The sequence below is a fragment of the Rothia sp. SD9660Na genome, assembly GCF_030064065.1.
Classification (GTDB): Bacteria; Actinomycetota; Actinomycetes; order Actinomycetales; family Micrococcaceae; genus Rothia.
Genome location: NZ_CP125946.1, coordinates 206274 through 220314, shown reverse-complemented (window position 1 = coordinate 220314; position 14041 = coordinate 206274). Strand labels below are relative to the sequence as shown.

At 56.4% G+C, this 14041-nt stretch carries 12 protein-coding genes; 6 read left to right on the top strand and 6 right to left on the bottom strand.

What is annotated here, in order from left to right; translation table 11 throughout:
* Positions 1-8: 8 nt before the first annotated feature.
* From QM007_RS01155 to serS, 4 genes are all read right to left on the bottom strand, one after another.
* Complete coding sequence (locus QM007_RS01155; protein WP_283490969.1) at positions 9-833, bottom strand: metal ABC transporter permease; 825 nt, start codon at positions 831-833, stop codon at positions 9-11.
* Between the two features lie 31 nt (positions 834-864).
* Entirely contained in the window at positions 865-1608 is a 744-nt protein-coding gene (locus QM007_RS01150; RefSeq protein ID WP_283490191.1) for a metal ABC transporter ATP-binding protein, read from the bottom strand.
* Between the two features lie 9 nt (positions 1609-1617).
* A complete protein-coding gene (locus tag QM007_RS01145; RefSeq protein WP_283490190.1) occupies positions 1618-2625 on the bottom strand; it encodes a metal ABC transporter substrate-binding protein in 1008 nt (335 codons plus the stop codon).
* A 220-nt stretch (positions 2626-2845) separates the two neighbouring features.
* The gene (serS, locus tag QM007_RS01140; protein WP_283490189.1) at positions 2846-4153 is read right to left on the bottom strand and encodes a serine--tRNA ligase; all 1308 of its coding nucleotides are present in this window, start codon (positions 4151-4153) and stop codon (positions 2846-2848) included.
* Positions 4154-4280: 127 nt separating this feature from the next.
* Here serS and QM007_RS01135 point away from each other — a divergent pair, with 127 nt between their 5' ends.
* Positions 4281-5441 (top strand): diacylglycerol/lipid kinase family protein, encoded by a 1161-nt coding sequence (locus QM007_RS01135; protein ID WP_283490188.1) that lies wholly within the window; start codon positions 4281-4283, stop codon positions 5439-5441.
* Positions 5442-5718: 277 nt separating this feature from the next.
* On the opposite strand, the gene pheA is transcribed toward QM007_RS01135, so the two are convergent.
* The gene (gene pheA / locus QM007_RS01130) at positions 5719-6672 is read right to left on the bottom strand and encodes a prephenate dehydratase (RefSeq protein WP_283490187.1); all 954 of its coding nucleotides are present in this window, start codon (positions 6670-6672) and stop codon (positions 5719-5721) included.
* Positions 6673-6818: 146 nt separating this feature from the next.
* Positions 6819-10034: a DEAD/DEAH box helicase gene (locus QM007_RS01125; protein WP_283490186.1), complete on the bottom strand. Its 3216-nt coding sequence runs from the start codon at positions 10032-10034 to the stop codon at positions 6819-6821.
* A gap of 637 nt (positions 10035-10671) precedes the next feature.
* On the opposite strand from QM007_RS01125, the gene QM007_RS01120 reads away from it, so the two are divergent.
* From QM007_RS01120 to QM007_RS01100, 5 genes are all read left to right on the top strand, one after another.
* Positions 10672-11352, top strand: coding sequence for a DUF6318 family protein (locus tag QM007_RS01120; RefSeq protein WP_283490185.1), 681 nt, complete (start codon positions 10672-10674; stop codon positions 11350-11352).
* Between the two features lie 49 nt (positions 11353-11401).
* Positions 11402-12331: a hypothetical protein gene (locus tag QM007_RS01115; protein ID WP_283490184.1), complete on the top strand. Its 930-nt coding sequence runs from the start codon at positions 11402-11404 to the stop codon at positions 12329-12331.
* 348 nt (positions 12332-12679) lie between these two features.
* Positions 12680-13102 carry a hypothetical protein gene (locus tag QM007_RS01110; protein WP_283490183.1) on the top strand — a complete coding sequence of 141 codons (423 nt, stop codon included), beginning with the start codon at positions 12680-12682 and terminating at the stop codon, positions 13100-13102.
* Between the two features lie 67 nt (positions 13103-13169).
* Positions 13170-13586: a hypothetical protein gene (locus QM007_RS01105; RefSeq protein ID WP_283490182.1), complete on the top strand. Its 417-nt coding sequence runs from the start codon at positions 13170-13172 to the stop codon at positions 13584-13586.
* Complete coding sequence (locus QM007_RS01100; RefSeq protein ID WP_283490181.1) at positions 13583-13990, top strand: hypothetical protein; 408 nt, start codon at positions 13583-13585, stop codon at positions 13988-13990. Before QM007_RS01105 ends, QM007_RS01100 begins: the two co-directional genes overlap by 4 nt.
* Positions 13991-14041 lie beyond the last annotated feature (51 nt).

Below are 14041 nucleotides of genomic sequence, written 5' to 3'. Positions count from 1 at the left end.
CCTCGTCCCTAGACGCCTAAGCCTGTGGACGCCTGTGCGGTTGCCTGGCGTCGGGCCAGTAGGCCATGGCGCGGGGCGCATAGGTAGGCTGCGCCGAAGAAGGTGCCTAAGGCGATTACCACCGCGCCACCGGAGGAGACGTCTAGATGGTAGCTGGCGTAGAGCCCCACCAGGGCACCGGCTAGGGACACACCTGCAGAAATCGCCAGCATGGTGCTGAATCTGTCGGTGAGCAGACGCGCTGTGGAGCCGGGAATTACCAGCATGGCGACAACCAGCACCACGCCCACAATCTGCAAGGCGAGTACCGAGGTCAGGGCGAGCGCCACTAGCAGGATCCCTGCCAGCAGGCGCGGGCTCAGCCCAATGGCGTGGGTGTAGCCGGGGTCGAAGGCGTAGAGCACCAGGTCGCGGCGTTTGATCATGAGTACGGTGACTACCAGTACCGCCAACACCGCAATTTGGGCGACTTCAGCCCAGGACACCCCTAGCACGTTGCCAAAGAGTATGCTGTGCAGGTCTGTCTGGGAGGGCGTCACGGAAATCAGTACCAGCCCCAGCGCGAACATCACCGTAAAAACGATGCCGATGGCGGCGTCCTCCCTGATGCGCCCGCTACCACGCACCGCCCCGATGAGGGCAACTGCAAGCAAACCGGCAACCACCGCCCCCACGGCGAAGGGCGCCCCCACCATGTAGGCGAGCACCACCCCGGGCAGCACGGCGTGAGAGATAGCGTCGCCCATGAGCGACCAGCCCATGAGCACCAGCCAGCAGGACAGCAGGGCGCAGACGAGGGCGGCAATCACTGTCACCAGGAATCCGCGTTGCATAAAGCCATAGGTCAGCGGTTCTAGGAGTACTTCAAGCACGGTTGCCCTCCTGGGTTGAGGTCAGTGGGTTCATGCCGAAGGCACGCACCAGGTTATCGGGGGCGAGCACAGTGGCGGGATTCCCTGCCATCAGCACTTGGTTACGGAGCAGGACGGCGGTGTCTGCTAAGTCTGCTAGGTTGGCTAGGTCGTGGGTTGAGATCAAGATTCCTGCCCCGGCGTCCCGTAGTTCCCGCAGGAGGGTTACCAGCATGGTTTCGCTCCGTTTATCGACCCCTGCGAAAGGCTCATCGAGTAGTAGGAGTTTAGCTCCTTGTGCCAGTCCGCGTGCCACAAAAGCCCGTTTGCGCTGGCCGCCTGAGAGGTTGCCAATTTGCCGGTGGGCCAGGTCGCTGAGTTCTACCCTTTCCAGGGCATCGTCCACAGCGGCGTGGTCTTCGGCCCGGAGCCGTCGGGCGAAGCCCAGCCGCCCGTACCGTCCTTGTGCTACCACGTCACGGACAGATACGGGGAACGAGAAATCGATCTCCTCCCGTTGGGGCACATAGCTCACCACGCCAGCTTTCCGCGCTGCTTTCGGGGTCATACCGCCAATCATGACCGACCCGCTGGCGGGAGCAACGCCCATGATTGCCTTAAAAAGTGTGGATTTACCCGACCCGTTCATGCCTACCAAGCCGCACACGCTCCCGGCGTCTACTGCCAGGTGCGCCCCCCGAAGAGCATGCACATCGCCGTAGGTAACCGTTACATCTCGGATATTTAAAAGGCTCATTCTTGTACTCTAACGCTGCTCAGTTTCTTTTGAAGTTATGGACGCGGCGCCGGAGGGCAGGTTGCGGGGATACTTGCTGAGCGCCTCTGCAATGGTTTCTGCGTCATAGCGAATCAGGTCCAGGTAGGTGGGCACGTCTCCGCCTTCTTCAGAGAGCGAATCGACGTAGAGCGCGCCTGCATAGGTGGAGCCTGATTCTTGAGCTACCTGTTCCATAGTCTTAGACGACACTGTGGACTCGCAGAACACGGCGGGTACCTTGTTGTCCTCTACAAAAACAGCCACCTCAGCTACCCGGGAGGCGCTCGGCTCGCCGTCTGAGTTCACCGCCCACAGGTACTTTTCGGTTAACCCGGCGTCTGCTGCTAGGTAGGAGAATGCTCCTTCACAGGTCACCAGGGCCCGTTTGCCTTCGGGTACGGTGGAAAGATCTGCCACTAGCTCGTCGTGGACGGCTTGTAGTTGCTTCTTGTAGGTCTCGGCGTTGGCTCGGAAAGCATCCGCATTTTCGGGGTCTAGCTCCGCGAAGGCGTCTGCGATGTTATCGACGTAAGTCTGCGCTACTAGCGGACTCATCCAGGCATGCGGGTTGGGCTTACCTGCGGATTCTGCTTCAGCGATGTTGATGGTCTGTACGCCCTCGGATACGGTCACGCTCTGGGCGTCGGTGTCCTGTAAGAACTGTTCAAACCATGCTTCCAGGCCTAGTCCGTTAGCGAGGATAAGGTCTGTGTCCGCCCCCTTTTTCACATCGGACGGGGTGGGGTCGTAGTCGTGTATTTCGGCGCCGGGTTTAGTGAGGGATTCTACGGTGATGTGTTCGCCGCCCACGTTCTGCGCCATATCTGCCAGCACAGTGAAGGTGGCGATGACGGTAGGGGTGTCGTTTTGCGCTGTAGTGTCGCTACCGTCGCCTGGGGTACAGGCGGTGAGGACGCCCAGGGCAAGTGCCCCGCTGGCAGCGAGCAGGCGGCGGCTGAGGCGGCGGGTTTTGGGGGTGTGGGTTGCCGTGTTCATGGGTGCGTTATTCCTTCGTTGGAGGTGCGCGTCCTTCTGATTTACGCCGTTGTAGTCGGTGAAGCCCTGTTCATGGTCTGGCGCGCGCAACCATCATAAGTTCGTCTAGGCGAACTTTTCAAGGGGGGTGATCTAAGCCTCCCGTTCGTTAACACAAAAATTCCCCACGAAACCCTGCTTGACAAGTACAAACAGCATCTCGTGGGGAACCAAAAATAAGCTACTGAGCGACGGTGGGAATGACCTCAAGGCCGCCCATGTAGGGGCGCAGGGCCTCGGGGATACGCACGGAGCCATCAGCCTGCTGGTGGGTTTCGAGGATTGCGACCAGCCAGCGGGTGGTTGCCAGGGTGCCGTTGAGGGTGGCAACAGTGCGGGTGCCGCCCTTCTTGGTCTTGCCATCTGCGGTAACAGTGTCGGGCATACGCTCACGTACGTTCAGGCGGCGGGCCTGGTAGGTGGTGCAGTTGGAGGTTGAGGTCAGTTCGCGGAAGGCGCCCTGGGTGGGCACCCAGGCTTCACAGTCGAACTTGCGGGCGGCGGAGGAGCCCAAGTCACCCGCGGCGGTGTCGATCACGCGGTAGGAGAGCTCGCACTTGGCCAGCATCTCTTCTTCCCAGGCCAGCATCTTGGCGTGCATCTCTTCTGCCTGCTCAACGGGGCAGTAGACAAACATTTCGGCCTTGTTGAACTGGTGCACGCGGATAATGCCGCGGGTGTCCTTACCCGCTGAACCGGCTTCGCGGCGGTAGCAGGATGACCAGCCCAGGTACTTCTTGGGGCCCTTGTCGAAGTCGATGATTTCATCGGCGTGGTAGCCAGCGATAGCGACCTCGGAGGTGCCGACCAGGTAGAGGTCGTCGCGCTCAAGGCGGTAGATTTCGTCGTCGTGTTCGACGTTGAAGCCGGTACCGTTCATGGTTTCGGGGCGCACCAGGGTGGGGGTGGTGAGCATGGTGAAGCCGTTGGCGGTGGCCTGGTCGAGGGCCATCCACATGAGGGCCTGTTCCAGGCGGGCTACATGGCCCTTGAGGAAGTAGAAGCGGGAGCCTGAGACCTTAGCGCCACGCACCATGTCGATGCCGTCTACCAGTTCGCCGATCTCCAGGTGGTCGCGTGGTTCAAAGCCGTCGGCTTCGAAGTTGCGGGGTTCGCCGACGTGCTTGACGACCACGTAGTCGTCCTCACCGCCAGCGGGAATGCCGTCAATAATCAGGTTGCCAACACCGGCGACCAGTTCTTCCTGGCGGGTGGCAGCGGCGTCAGCTGCGGCCTTGGCTTCTGAGACTTTCTGGGAGAGTTCCTTAACCTCAGCGAGCAGGGCCTGCTTTTCTTCCTTGGCGGCCTTGCCAATCTTCTTGGAGAAGATGTTCTGTTCGGCGCGTAGCTTCTCGAACTCGTTGATGGAGGTGCGGCGGGTGGCGTCCGCTTCGAGAATCTGGTCGATGACGGTTTCGTCAGCGCCGCGAGCACGCTGGGAGGCGCGGAAGGCGTCGGGGTTTTCACGCAGGAGGTTAATGTCAATCATGCCTCTAAATTTACCGTAGTTGCCGCTGCGATGTCAGGCGCGCGGACGCTGAGAGCAGCGGGGCGCGTCCGCTGGGGTTGGGGAGCCGGGGTCGGCGGGGAAGGGTTTTATTCAGTATGCTGGTGATATGGTTTCGCGTACGACCCTCAGTGTTTCTCTTGCTGCTGCTTCTGCCCTTGCCCTGGGCGGGGCGGCACTGTCCGTACGCAAGGGCAGGCGGAAGCGTCCTGATCTTTTCCCGGTCTACCGGCCCCTGCACCGTATGTTGGAGCCGGGTGAACCGAAGCAGGTTGCGGTGGTCTATAACCCCACCAAGAATCGGGCTGATTCGGTGATTCGCATGATTACCGCTGAGCTGGGCCTGGCTGATTGGCCTCGGGCTAGGTTCTATGAGACTGAGGCAGACGACCCTGGCTTTGGTGTGGCCCAGCAGGCTGCGGAGGACGGGGCTGAGATTGTGCTGGCTGTGGGCGGTGACGGCACGGTACGCGCTGTAGCGGACGGCCTGGCGGGCACCACTGCCACCTTAGGCATCGTGCCCTTAGGCACGGGCAACCTGCTGGCCCGCAACCTCGACATGGACGTAAATGACCTGCACGCCTGCATCAATATTGCCCTGCACGGGCAGAGCCGCACCATCGACATGATTCGCATGGAGATGCAGGGCGAGAAGGAGCTTCCACCGGTCAATTTTGTGGTCATGGGCGGGGCGGGCTTTGACGCCCAGATTATGACCGATACCCGAGAGGATTTGAAAGCCCGTATCGGCTGGTTGGCCTATGTTGAGGCTAGCACCCGGCACATGTTCACTCGCCGCCGCCCAGCGGTGATTACGGTGAATAACGGTGCGCCTGTTCGCCGCAAGGTTCGGTCTGTGTTGGTTGCCAATACCGGCAAGATTCAGGGTGGGGTGAATCTTGCGCAGACAGCTCAGCTGTCCGATGGGCAGCTTGAGGTGATTGTGCTGACCCCGCGCAACCTGGGTAGCTGGGTGCGCATGGCAGCTCAGTTTATTCTGCGCCCCACCCGGGTGCGCTACCCGGTTGTCGAGCACTTTGTGGGTACGGACGTCCGCGTCTACTTCCCCAATACCAGCTTGCCCGTTGAGGTGGACGGGGACGTACTCGGTGAGGTCAGCGATTTCCACGCCCAGGTGCTCCCTGCGGCGGTCAAGGTGCAGGTCTACCCTGATGACATGCAGATCCGCTCACTGAGTGATTTTGTGAACGCCCGCGAGGAGCTAGTAGAGCAGCACCGCCGCTGGTGGCAGCGGCTACTGAGGCTCTAGAGGCTCTCGGCAGAGTCTGGAAACTCAGCTCATACGGGGGGATGACGCAGGCTCACGCTCGCTGCTGACCCTCTTGATCCTCGCGCTGGGGCGCTCGGATCAATTCACGCCAGCCCCGAGCCAGCAGCTTCGCTGTGAGCCTGCGTCATCCCCTAAGCCAGAAAGCTCCCGGTGGCAACGCAAAAGGTTTTATAGAATGTAAGGCAATCGTTCAGCCCGCCTTCGCTCTTGTGAAGTGCGGGCTGGATTTCTATACATTTCATTGATCTTAAAAGCCTTAGATATTGTGCTTAAGTTCCTCGGGGCGTCCGCCGGGGAAGAGGGTTTCGACCCAGTCGCGGGCGGCGTTGAAAGAAGCCTCGTCATGCATGGGGTCTACCGCGGCTAGGCGCTTGTCGGCGCGGGGGTAGGACCCCAGGTAGAGCACGCCGGGTGAAACCCGGTGGATGCCGCGCAGGGCATCGCGGACGCGGGCGTCGTAGAGGTGCCCGTCAATGTCGATGGAGAAGAAATAGGCTCCCAAGAATTCGCCGGTGGGTCGGGACTCAATGCGGGAGAGGTTGATTCCCCGCGTTGAGAACTGTTCGAGCAGGTCGAGCAGGGCGCCGGGACGGTCCTGGGGCAGCGGGATGACCAGGGTAGTTTTGTCTGCGCCAGTGGGCGCGGGGGTTTCGGCGTCGCGGGCAACCAGCACAAAACGGGTGACGGCGTTCTTGTTATCACCGATATTGTGGGCCAGCACTTCTAGCTCGGGGTGGGCCTGGGCCACAGCAGGCGAGCAGATAGCGGCCTCGTAGCCGGAGTTCTCATTCAGCAGCCCCAGGGCGGCACCCGCGGTGGACGAGCCCGGCAGGTAGTCGACGCCCGGCTTGTTCTCAGCCACCCAGCGGCGCACCTGCGCCCAGGCGTGGGTGTGGGTTGAGATAGTTTTGATGTTCTCTAGGGCGGTGCCGGGGCGGGCAACCAGCACAAAGGTGATAGGCACCAGCACTTCCCGGACAATGCGCAGGGACCCGTCGAGGGCTGCGATGGCGTCGAGGGTTGCGGTCACACCACCTTCAACGGAGTTTTCGATGGGTACCATGGCGGCGTCAGCGGTGCCGCCGCGCAGGGCGTCGAGGGCTGCGGGGACGGATGTTGCAGGTATGCGTTCAGCGTCAGACGCGCCAGGCACGGTGAGAAGAGCTGCTTCGGTGAAGGTGCCCGACGGGCCAAGGTAGGTGTAACGCATGGGGTCTAGTTTAGCGGGTGGACGCCGCACCCCGGCCCCTGCCAAAGGGTTCGTGGAGGTTTGTACCGGGCGCTGCCCATAAAGAGAGCCTTTTGTGGGCACCACCCGGTACAAAGTGTAGGCAGGGAGCGGACGCCGGTCGGCAACTAGGCCGTAGAACGGGCCAGCGCAAAAAGATCGGCAGGCATAGGCCGTTCAAGCTCCCACTTAATATGCATCGGCTTTGAACCACTATGGGAACGGTAATTTACAGGGCCTACAAACAAATACGGTGCGGTACCAATTCCGTCCTCTTTGGTATAACGCACAAAGAGTAAGGGCATTTGGCCCAGCTCTCCGTGATGCTGGTAAATCTTTCCCAAACGACTATCAGGAGCGGTTGAGTTCTGGGAGTCCCAGGCAAATTCACTCTCGGTCACTGCATAGTCTTTATACATCGTTTCAGGGGTAAAGTGCTTCTCAGACTTACTGAGGTTAACAAGCAGAGCAATAGTATCTGTTGCGCGTGATTCATAAACGCCCTGTACCGCACCGGCTGGCACCGATTTCTTTTCGTTCTCGTGAAGGCCTATAGCTGCAAAGATTTCCTCACGCGAATAATAGGCATGGGTGCTGAGAGGGATATCAGGCGATATGGCAGACAGCCTCTGAGTCGCGTGTCTATCCGTGCCAAGACGATACGACCAAATCTGTATGAGCTCTTGAATGAAGTACGGATGCTGGCGGAGCTCACTCAGCCCCTGGTCAAGTGTGAACTTCTCTTCACCGCTCCGTATCTTGCCCTTAGGCCAGAATGAAAAGAGAAGCATCCACGCAAAACGCCTTTCACGCATGCTAAGGTCTTCTTCCCATATATCGGTCGTCAGCAACCTTTGATAAACGTCAATTCGCTCTTCATCATTGACGTTAGCCAAGGATTTAATACGGTTCGAAAGATGTTCAGTTACCGAACCCTTTTCATACAGCCCAGATATCCTAGGTATTTGTCCTGCATGATCCAGTAAGAAAGTAAAAGTTAGCCCTTTACCGTTCTTAGTCTTCCGGCCATATATATGAGCAAGTTCCAGGCCGTACCTATCAAGGTAGGGTTCTAGCAGCTCGGTAACGACAACCTCAAAATTCTTTCTCTTTTGCTCCTCAGCAAATATTTTAAGATTGTCGGCCAGTACTTCTACCTTGGGATTAAGGGCCTCTTTAATACTTCTCAGTACCTGCTCTTGAGTTTTCTTATCAAGCTGGATACTACAACCCGGTGGCAGGTGGGGGTTTTCAATCTCACCAGGCGTCACTACGCCCGCACGAGTAAGCGAACGCATTTTCAAATCAAATCTGAAGCCTTTAGCTTGATTACCTACGAAGTCCAGCACAACTAAAACAGCTTTATCAGCAGACCTGCGTAAACCACGGCCAAGCTGCTGTTGAAAGAGAGTCGGTGACTGAGTAGGACGAAGCATCAGCAAAGTATCTACCTCAGGGATGTCTACGCCTTCGTTGAAGAGGTTAACCGTAAAGACTGTAGTAAGTTCATGCTCCGGGTCTTTTAGCTGATTGATAACCTCTCGACGTCGTTCTGCGCTATCGTTACCCAAAAGATAAGTGGCTGGAATATCAGCCTTACAAAACTCTTCGGCCATGTACCGCGCGTGTTCCCTATCAACGCAAAAACCGATAGCTCGCATGCTTCGGGGGTTAGCTATTTTTTCGTCGATTTGTTGCAGGATAAGTGCCACTCGTCGTTTATTAGCAAGGTAATACTGTGATAGTTCGCTATCTCGGTAGCTTCCTCGCTCAAATGTTAGCCCGCTGAGGTCTGTTGCATCGTTGATTCCGTAGTAGTGGAAGGGAACGAGGAGATCAGCTTCAAGTGCGTCCCAAAGCCTCAGTTGGGTAGCGATACGTCCGTCGAAATATTCAGCAGCAACATTTTTTCCATCCGTACGTTCTGGGGTCGCTGTCAGTCCCAGTAGCTCCCGGGGCTGGAAGTAGCTAAGAATTTTCTGGTAAGTCGGGGCTGAAGCATGGTGGAACTCATCAACAATCACTACATCAAAATGATCAGGCTCAAACCGTTCACTGCCTGTACTAGCGAGAGTCTGGATTGTGGCAAAGACTTGGTTATTGTCTCGGGGAACTACACCCCCAAAGTATTGCTCACCGAAGTTAGCATCACGCATGACTGTCGCAAAAGCGCTCTGTGACTGATTCAGAATCTCAGCTTGGTGAGCGATGAAAAGAAGACGAAGCTTTTTCCCGGACTCTTCGCAGAGTCTCTTGTAATCGAGAGCTGAAAAGATTGTCTTACCTGTGCCTGTGGCAGCTACGGCAAGATTACGGTGATGCCCTTTCTGGCGCTCTGCCTGAAGCTCATCAAGCATAATAGCCTGGTGTGGGTACGGATGAACGTCCACGTATGAAAAGTTAATCTGCAGATTTGGACGGGTCGAAGCTCCCGTTCCGATGGTCGCTTGTTCCAAGGACCTATCAAGTTTCTCGCGGTCTTCTTCTGAGGCCGTGTAGCTCTCGAACTGGTGCGATTCCCAGTAGCTTTCAAATGCAGCGTTAAACTGTCCAAGAATGCCTGGAGTAACGGTGTTGGATATTCTCACATTCCATTCGAGGCCGTCCGTAAGAGCCGCGTGTGAGAGGTTTGAGCTTCCCACATAGCCAGTGGAGAAACCCGTGTCTCGATGAAATAGCCAGGCTTTTGCGTGTAAACGCGTGGAATTCTTTTCATAGCTGATTTTGACTTCAGCCCCGTATTCTTGGACGAGTTTGTCAACGGCTTTACGGTCGGTGGCTCCCATATACGTAGTGGTAATGACGCGGAAGGGGATACCTCGTCTTTTGAGAATTTCTAGTTGCGGAGCGAGGACGTTAACGCCCGTCAGCTTAAGGAATGAGCAAAGAAGGTCAACCCTATCAGCGCTTTCAAGTTCTCTTTTTATTTCCTCACCGAGCTGGGGCTCTTTGGGATTATTTGTCAGAAGTGCGACGTTACTCAGCGGAATGCTAGGACGTTCCGAAGGCTTTTCCTGCTGCCGGGGTTTAAGCTCTATAAGCTGCACCAAAGAGCCAGTATGTTTTGTTTCCTCTAGCCCAAGCACTTCATCAGGACCTGACTCATCTCCTAGCTGTGCAAGAAGCGAGTTCACCAGGGCAACTCGTTCGTGAGCGTCAGTTTGTTCGAGTTTGGCTGCGATCTGTTGCGCTACATACCGAGCAAGAGAGGTAACATGCTCAGAGTCTTCTCCTAGTATCTCTAACTCAACCCACTCAGTTTCAGCCGGAAGTTCCTGCGAAAGTGTTCTACGGGTTTTGACTGTTTCATATAGTCCGAGAGGAAGAACCTGTTTATTGCTCATATATGCAGCATAAGGTTTTTCTGAAATAGAAGCTGGTTTTTGCAGGTGAAACTTTCTGTCTAGCTACCAACTATTCCCATTCTGTGTAGTAGACATCGTCTGTCTCATCTCGATAGACCTCTGTTATTCCGGCGCCCCATAGACGGAGGCATAGAGCTTCTGCCCTGAGTTCATCTGCAATATGGTACATCCCACCTAGGAATACCCAGCCATCAGTCATGCACTGACCAGTTTCGCTATCGATTCTGTAATCATCAGCAAATCTGTCTCCGCACTCCCCGAGGTCTGTATGCACCTTACATTTGTTAGCCGGCTGCAGAGCATGCAAGATAAGCTGATGCGTACTCCATATAGGAATCTCTTGGCTCATAGATGCCCCTCAGGTTTTTGTCTAAAGCTACTGGAATAATCTACCGATCAATGCCATAAAAAGCAGATCCCTAAAAACTTGACGCCTCAAAGCAAGCTGTAGGCCTATTAGCCCACGTCAGACACAAGACCTGTGGATAACTGGCCGTCTTCAGCGTAATCTACTGTCAAAAACCGGGCAAGCGGGCCGAAACTCTTGCCATGGCACAAACCCAGCACTATAAACACACATAAGACCTAGTCACAAAGATGTCACAAGGAGACCCTCATGAAACACACTCCCACCCGCAATCTTGCCCTAACAGCTATCGCACTACTAGCTCTTACAGGTTGCGGTGCACAGGCTACAGGCTCGGTTCCCGAACCAGATTCAAGCAGCACGACCTCCACAGTAGCGTCCAGCTCTACGAGCGCTGTTGAGGAAACTGCCAGCACAGAAGAGACCAATTATTCGGGTGGCTCAAAAGCACCCGAAGGCGAATACCGTGCTGCTGATGAGCACGGCCCCGCCCAGAACGTGCCCAAACCGGTTGCTCCAGAAGGCATGAACGTGGAAAGCACCGAGGCCATGCTCCTGTTCATCAACTACTGGAACGACATGCGAAACTACGCAATTCAGACTGGAGACACGCAAGACCTCAAACGTATGTATGAAGATACCTATGAGGCTGACTTACGATTTATCGACTCTGTCGACAAACTTTATAAAAACAATGGATGGATTATAGGCCTTAAGCGTGACATACACGCAAATAGAGAACTAGTCACGAACCTAGGGAATAGCGCATACAGCCTGGGGGCAAACATCACCGTTGAGAACGGCGTTATCAATGAAGTTCACAACATTAAGGGCATCGATAATTCTGAAGCAAATCTCAATGGATATGAAATTATTGTGACTTTCAAAGATGGGGAATGGAAGGTGTCCGATGGGAAGGTAGTCAAATAAAGTGAAGAAATACTGCTTAGTCATCCCTCTGTTATCACTTGGACTACTTGTGCCCCTCGACTCCGCTACAGCTAACGATTCTGGTGAAACTGATGGTAATGAATTCAAGGTAAGTATTGAATACGATTGGGAAACCGCAACTGGCTTCGAACAAGATGAAACGATAGTCGAAGACCACAAAGTAGAAGGCACCCTCACCGACACTTTGGCAGCGGTTAAACTCATCTACTTCGATAAGCCCCGAGGCCCCAACCGCGCAGCCCTCCAAGTAGGGGGCTCGCCCTCCCCAGGCACCTACTGCCTAGCAGGCAACGGGGACCTCGGCGTCCTCTCCCTCGTCCCATCCGACTGGGCCGACGGTGCAGACACCCCCTACAACACTCCCCAAGGCCCCATCGGCTGCGTCCCCCTCACCCCAGCAGAACTCGAAGCCGCAGGCCTAGAACTCGCCGAAGAAAACGGGCAAACCGTGCTACGCACCGTCCGCGTCACCCTCACAACCCACGACTTCGACACCTTCCCTATCGCAGCCGCCACACCCCACCAAGAACGCGCGCCCCACACCCTCAAAAACTACAACACCAACTTCTGGGCCAACCCCAACCCCCAAGAATTCACGCGCACCATCAACGGCCAAAACGTCGCACTCCGTGCAACCCCCATCTCCTACACCTTCGACTATGGGGACGGCGCCACGCTCGGTCCGGTCGCCTACCCCGGCTACCAGCTCGGCACGGACGTCTGGGACCAGCCCACCGACACCTCCCACCGCTACACAGACCCCGGCGACTACTACTTCGCCCTGACCACCACCTACCGCGGTGAATACTCCGTCGATGGCGGGCCCTGGCAGGTCATCGACGGTACAGTCAGCCGTACCAGCGACCCGCAGCTGGTGCGGGTTTGGCGCACACAGGTTGGGTTAGTTGCTGACGACTGCGCCGCGGGTGCGGACGCCTGGGGCTGCACCAGCGGCTAACCCAGCCCCTCACCCAAGAAACTTCACCAGAAAAGTATTTTCTTAGGTTTCGCACAGGTTCCCCGAATTGAGCTCAAAGGTTGGGGTGCCATAGTTAAAGACATGAGGACGAGGAGAGAAAACCTCACCACCTCAAGAGACTGAGAATCTCACTGTGGCGATGAGTCACCTCCTTCAGAGAAATGTGTGTAACCTCTGAAGCTCCTCCCGTGAGGGATAGGTGCGAAAGAAATGTGTGTGTATGAGAAAAGGTCGCAACCAGAAGGTTGCGACCTTTTCTCTGCCCTCCAAAATAGTAAGCAATGATATAATTGGGTGGAGTAGGCAAACAACAAGGAGGTTACCGCCATGACAACACCCTTACAGACCGCCGAAAAAATTGGCTACCAGGCCAACGGAGCGCCCTGGGGGCCGTCTCTTCTCCTCGCAGCCATATACACAGGCATGCTTACCGTCATACTTACAGGACACGGCTACTTAGCTGGGCTCTTCCCACTCATATTCATCCCCATCTGGTACACGCAAGACCAGTCCAAACTCAAATATGACCGTATCGAAACATACACCCGCACCAGCTACACCGTTCTCTTCCTCGTAACTCTTGTCATCTGGTTCTTTACCGTTATGTGGCTTATTCTCACCGAGCCAGAAACAGATACCTGGTCAAACATTGCAAGCCTCATCAGCAGCTTTGGTACCCTCACCATGGCGGCCCGGTTCGCGATGCCCTGGATTCACAAGAGTAAACCAGTCATACCCAACGAAAAATAGCGGGCGACCCTAGCCTGGCTAGAACCTACAGTTCTATAATGGTAGAAATCTCAAGGAGGAGATTCCCATGACCGAACAGACCATCCAGTCCCGCCCGGCCGTGCAGCAGGCGTCCGCGTCCTACACCCACGAGGAGCGCATCGGCTACAACTGGTTGCAAACCCTCACCGTCACAGCCCTCTTCACGGCTCTCGCAGCCAGTCTCATATTCCAGGCCCACCTGCTCAATATGGTTCTTGTCTTCTGCTGTGTGGCGTTCGGCTTTTACATTAGCCGTTGTCGCGCATCAGCAAAAAGAACCCTGCCTATCAGCTATGGTTTAGCCTCCCAGACGGTTTTCGCGGTGGCCGTCCTTGCCCTGCTCTACCCCGGCCTGGACGACCCCGCCAGCACCTCTTGGCGCCTCCCCCTTCTGGCATTCACCACCCTGCTATTTCACCGCTTCGTCACCCCCGGCTACCACCCCATCAGGGAGCAAGAATGACAAACTCACCGACACACACACCGAGCAAAGACCCCATAGTCATTGGGGCTTCCCCCGCAGCAGCCTTGGTCATTGGCCTGGGCTACGGGTCTATGGCCTGGGGCATATACGCCGACAGCACCTGGCTGGGGTTTGTCTCAATCTTTCTTGGCGGGGTCGGCCTCGAGATGGCTCGTTTTCCTTGGCAGGGCAAGTATGTCTGGCATGCAGCCGGAATCCTCCTTCTCGGCCTGGCAGGTACCATACTAGGAACCTTCCTCTTCTATTCTCTGCTCCCGGAGTCCATCGCGTTCACGGCCTGGGGCACCGCTGCCCTCCATGCCGGGCTAGCCTACATGCTCTACCTCCTGGCCCGCAGGATCCTACCGGTACGCCCGCCCTACACGGGCAAGCACAGCAAGTAGCCCCTTAACAGCAAGGACGCCCGCCCCACTCCCCTGCCGCAGGGCAGGAAG

What these genes read in the sequence shown, in the direction of transcription:
- pheA (WP_283490187.1), bottom strand. Translation starts at nt 6,672, where the DNA reads ATGCGTTACACCTACCTTGGCCCGTCGGGCACCTTCACCGAAGCAGCT.
- QM007_RS01110 (WP_283490183.1), top strand. Translation starts at nt 12,680, where the DNA reads ATGACAACACCCTTACAGACCGCCGAAAAAATTGGCTACCAGGCCAAC.
- QM007_RS01155 (WP_283490969.1), bottom strand. Translation starts at nt 833, where the DNA reads ATGCAACGCGGATTCCTGGTGACAGTGATTGCCGCCCTCGTCTGCGCC.
- serS (WP_283490189.1), bottom strand. Translation starts at nt 4,153, where the DNA reads ATGATTGACATTAACCTCCTGCGTGAAAACCCCGACGCCTTCCGCGCC.
- QM007_RS01150 (WP_283490191.1), bottom strand. Translation starts at nt 1,608, where the DNA reads ATGAGCCTTTTAAATATCCGAGATGTAACGGTTACCTACGGCGATGTG.
- QM007_RS01125 (WP_283490186.1), bottom strand. Translation starts at nt 10,034, where the DNA reads ATGAGCAATAAACAGGTTCTTCCTCTCGGACTATATGAAACAGTCAAA.
- QM007_RS01135 (WP_283490188.1), top strand. Translation starts at nt 4,281, where the DNA reads ATGGTTTCGCGTACGACCCTCAGTGTTTCTCTTGCTGCTGCTTCTGCC.
- QM007_RS01120 (WP_283490185.1), top strand. Translation starts at nt 10,672, where the DNA reads ATGAAACACACTCCCACCCGCAATCTTGCCCTAACAGCTATCGCACTA.
- QM007_RS01100 (WP_283490181.1), top strand. Translation starts at nt 13,583, where the DNA reads ATGACAAACTCACCGACACACACACCGAGCAAAGACCCCATAGTCATT.
- QM007_RS01105 (WP_283490182.1), top strand. Translation starts at nt 13,170, where the DNA reads ATGACCGAACAGACCATCCAGTCCCGCCCGGCCGTGCAGCAGGCGTCC.
- QM007_RS01145 (WP_283490190.1), bottom strand. Translation starts at nt 2,625, where the DNA reads ATGAACACGGCAACCCACACCCCCAAAACCCGCCGCCTCAGCCGCCGC.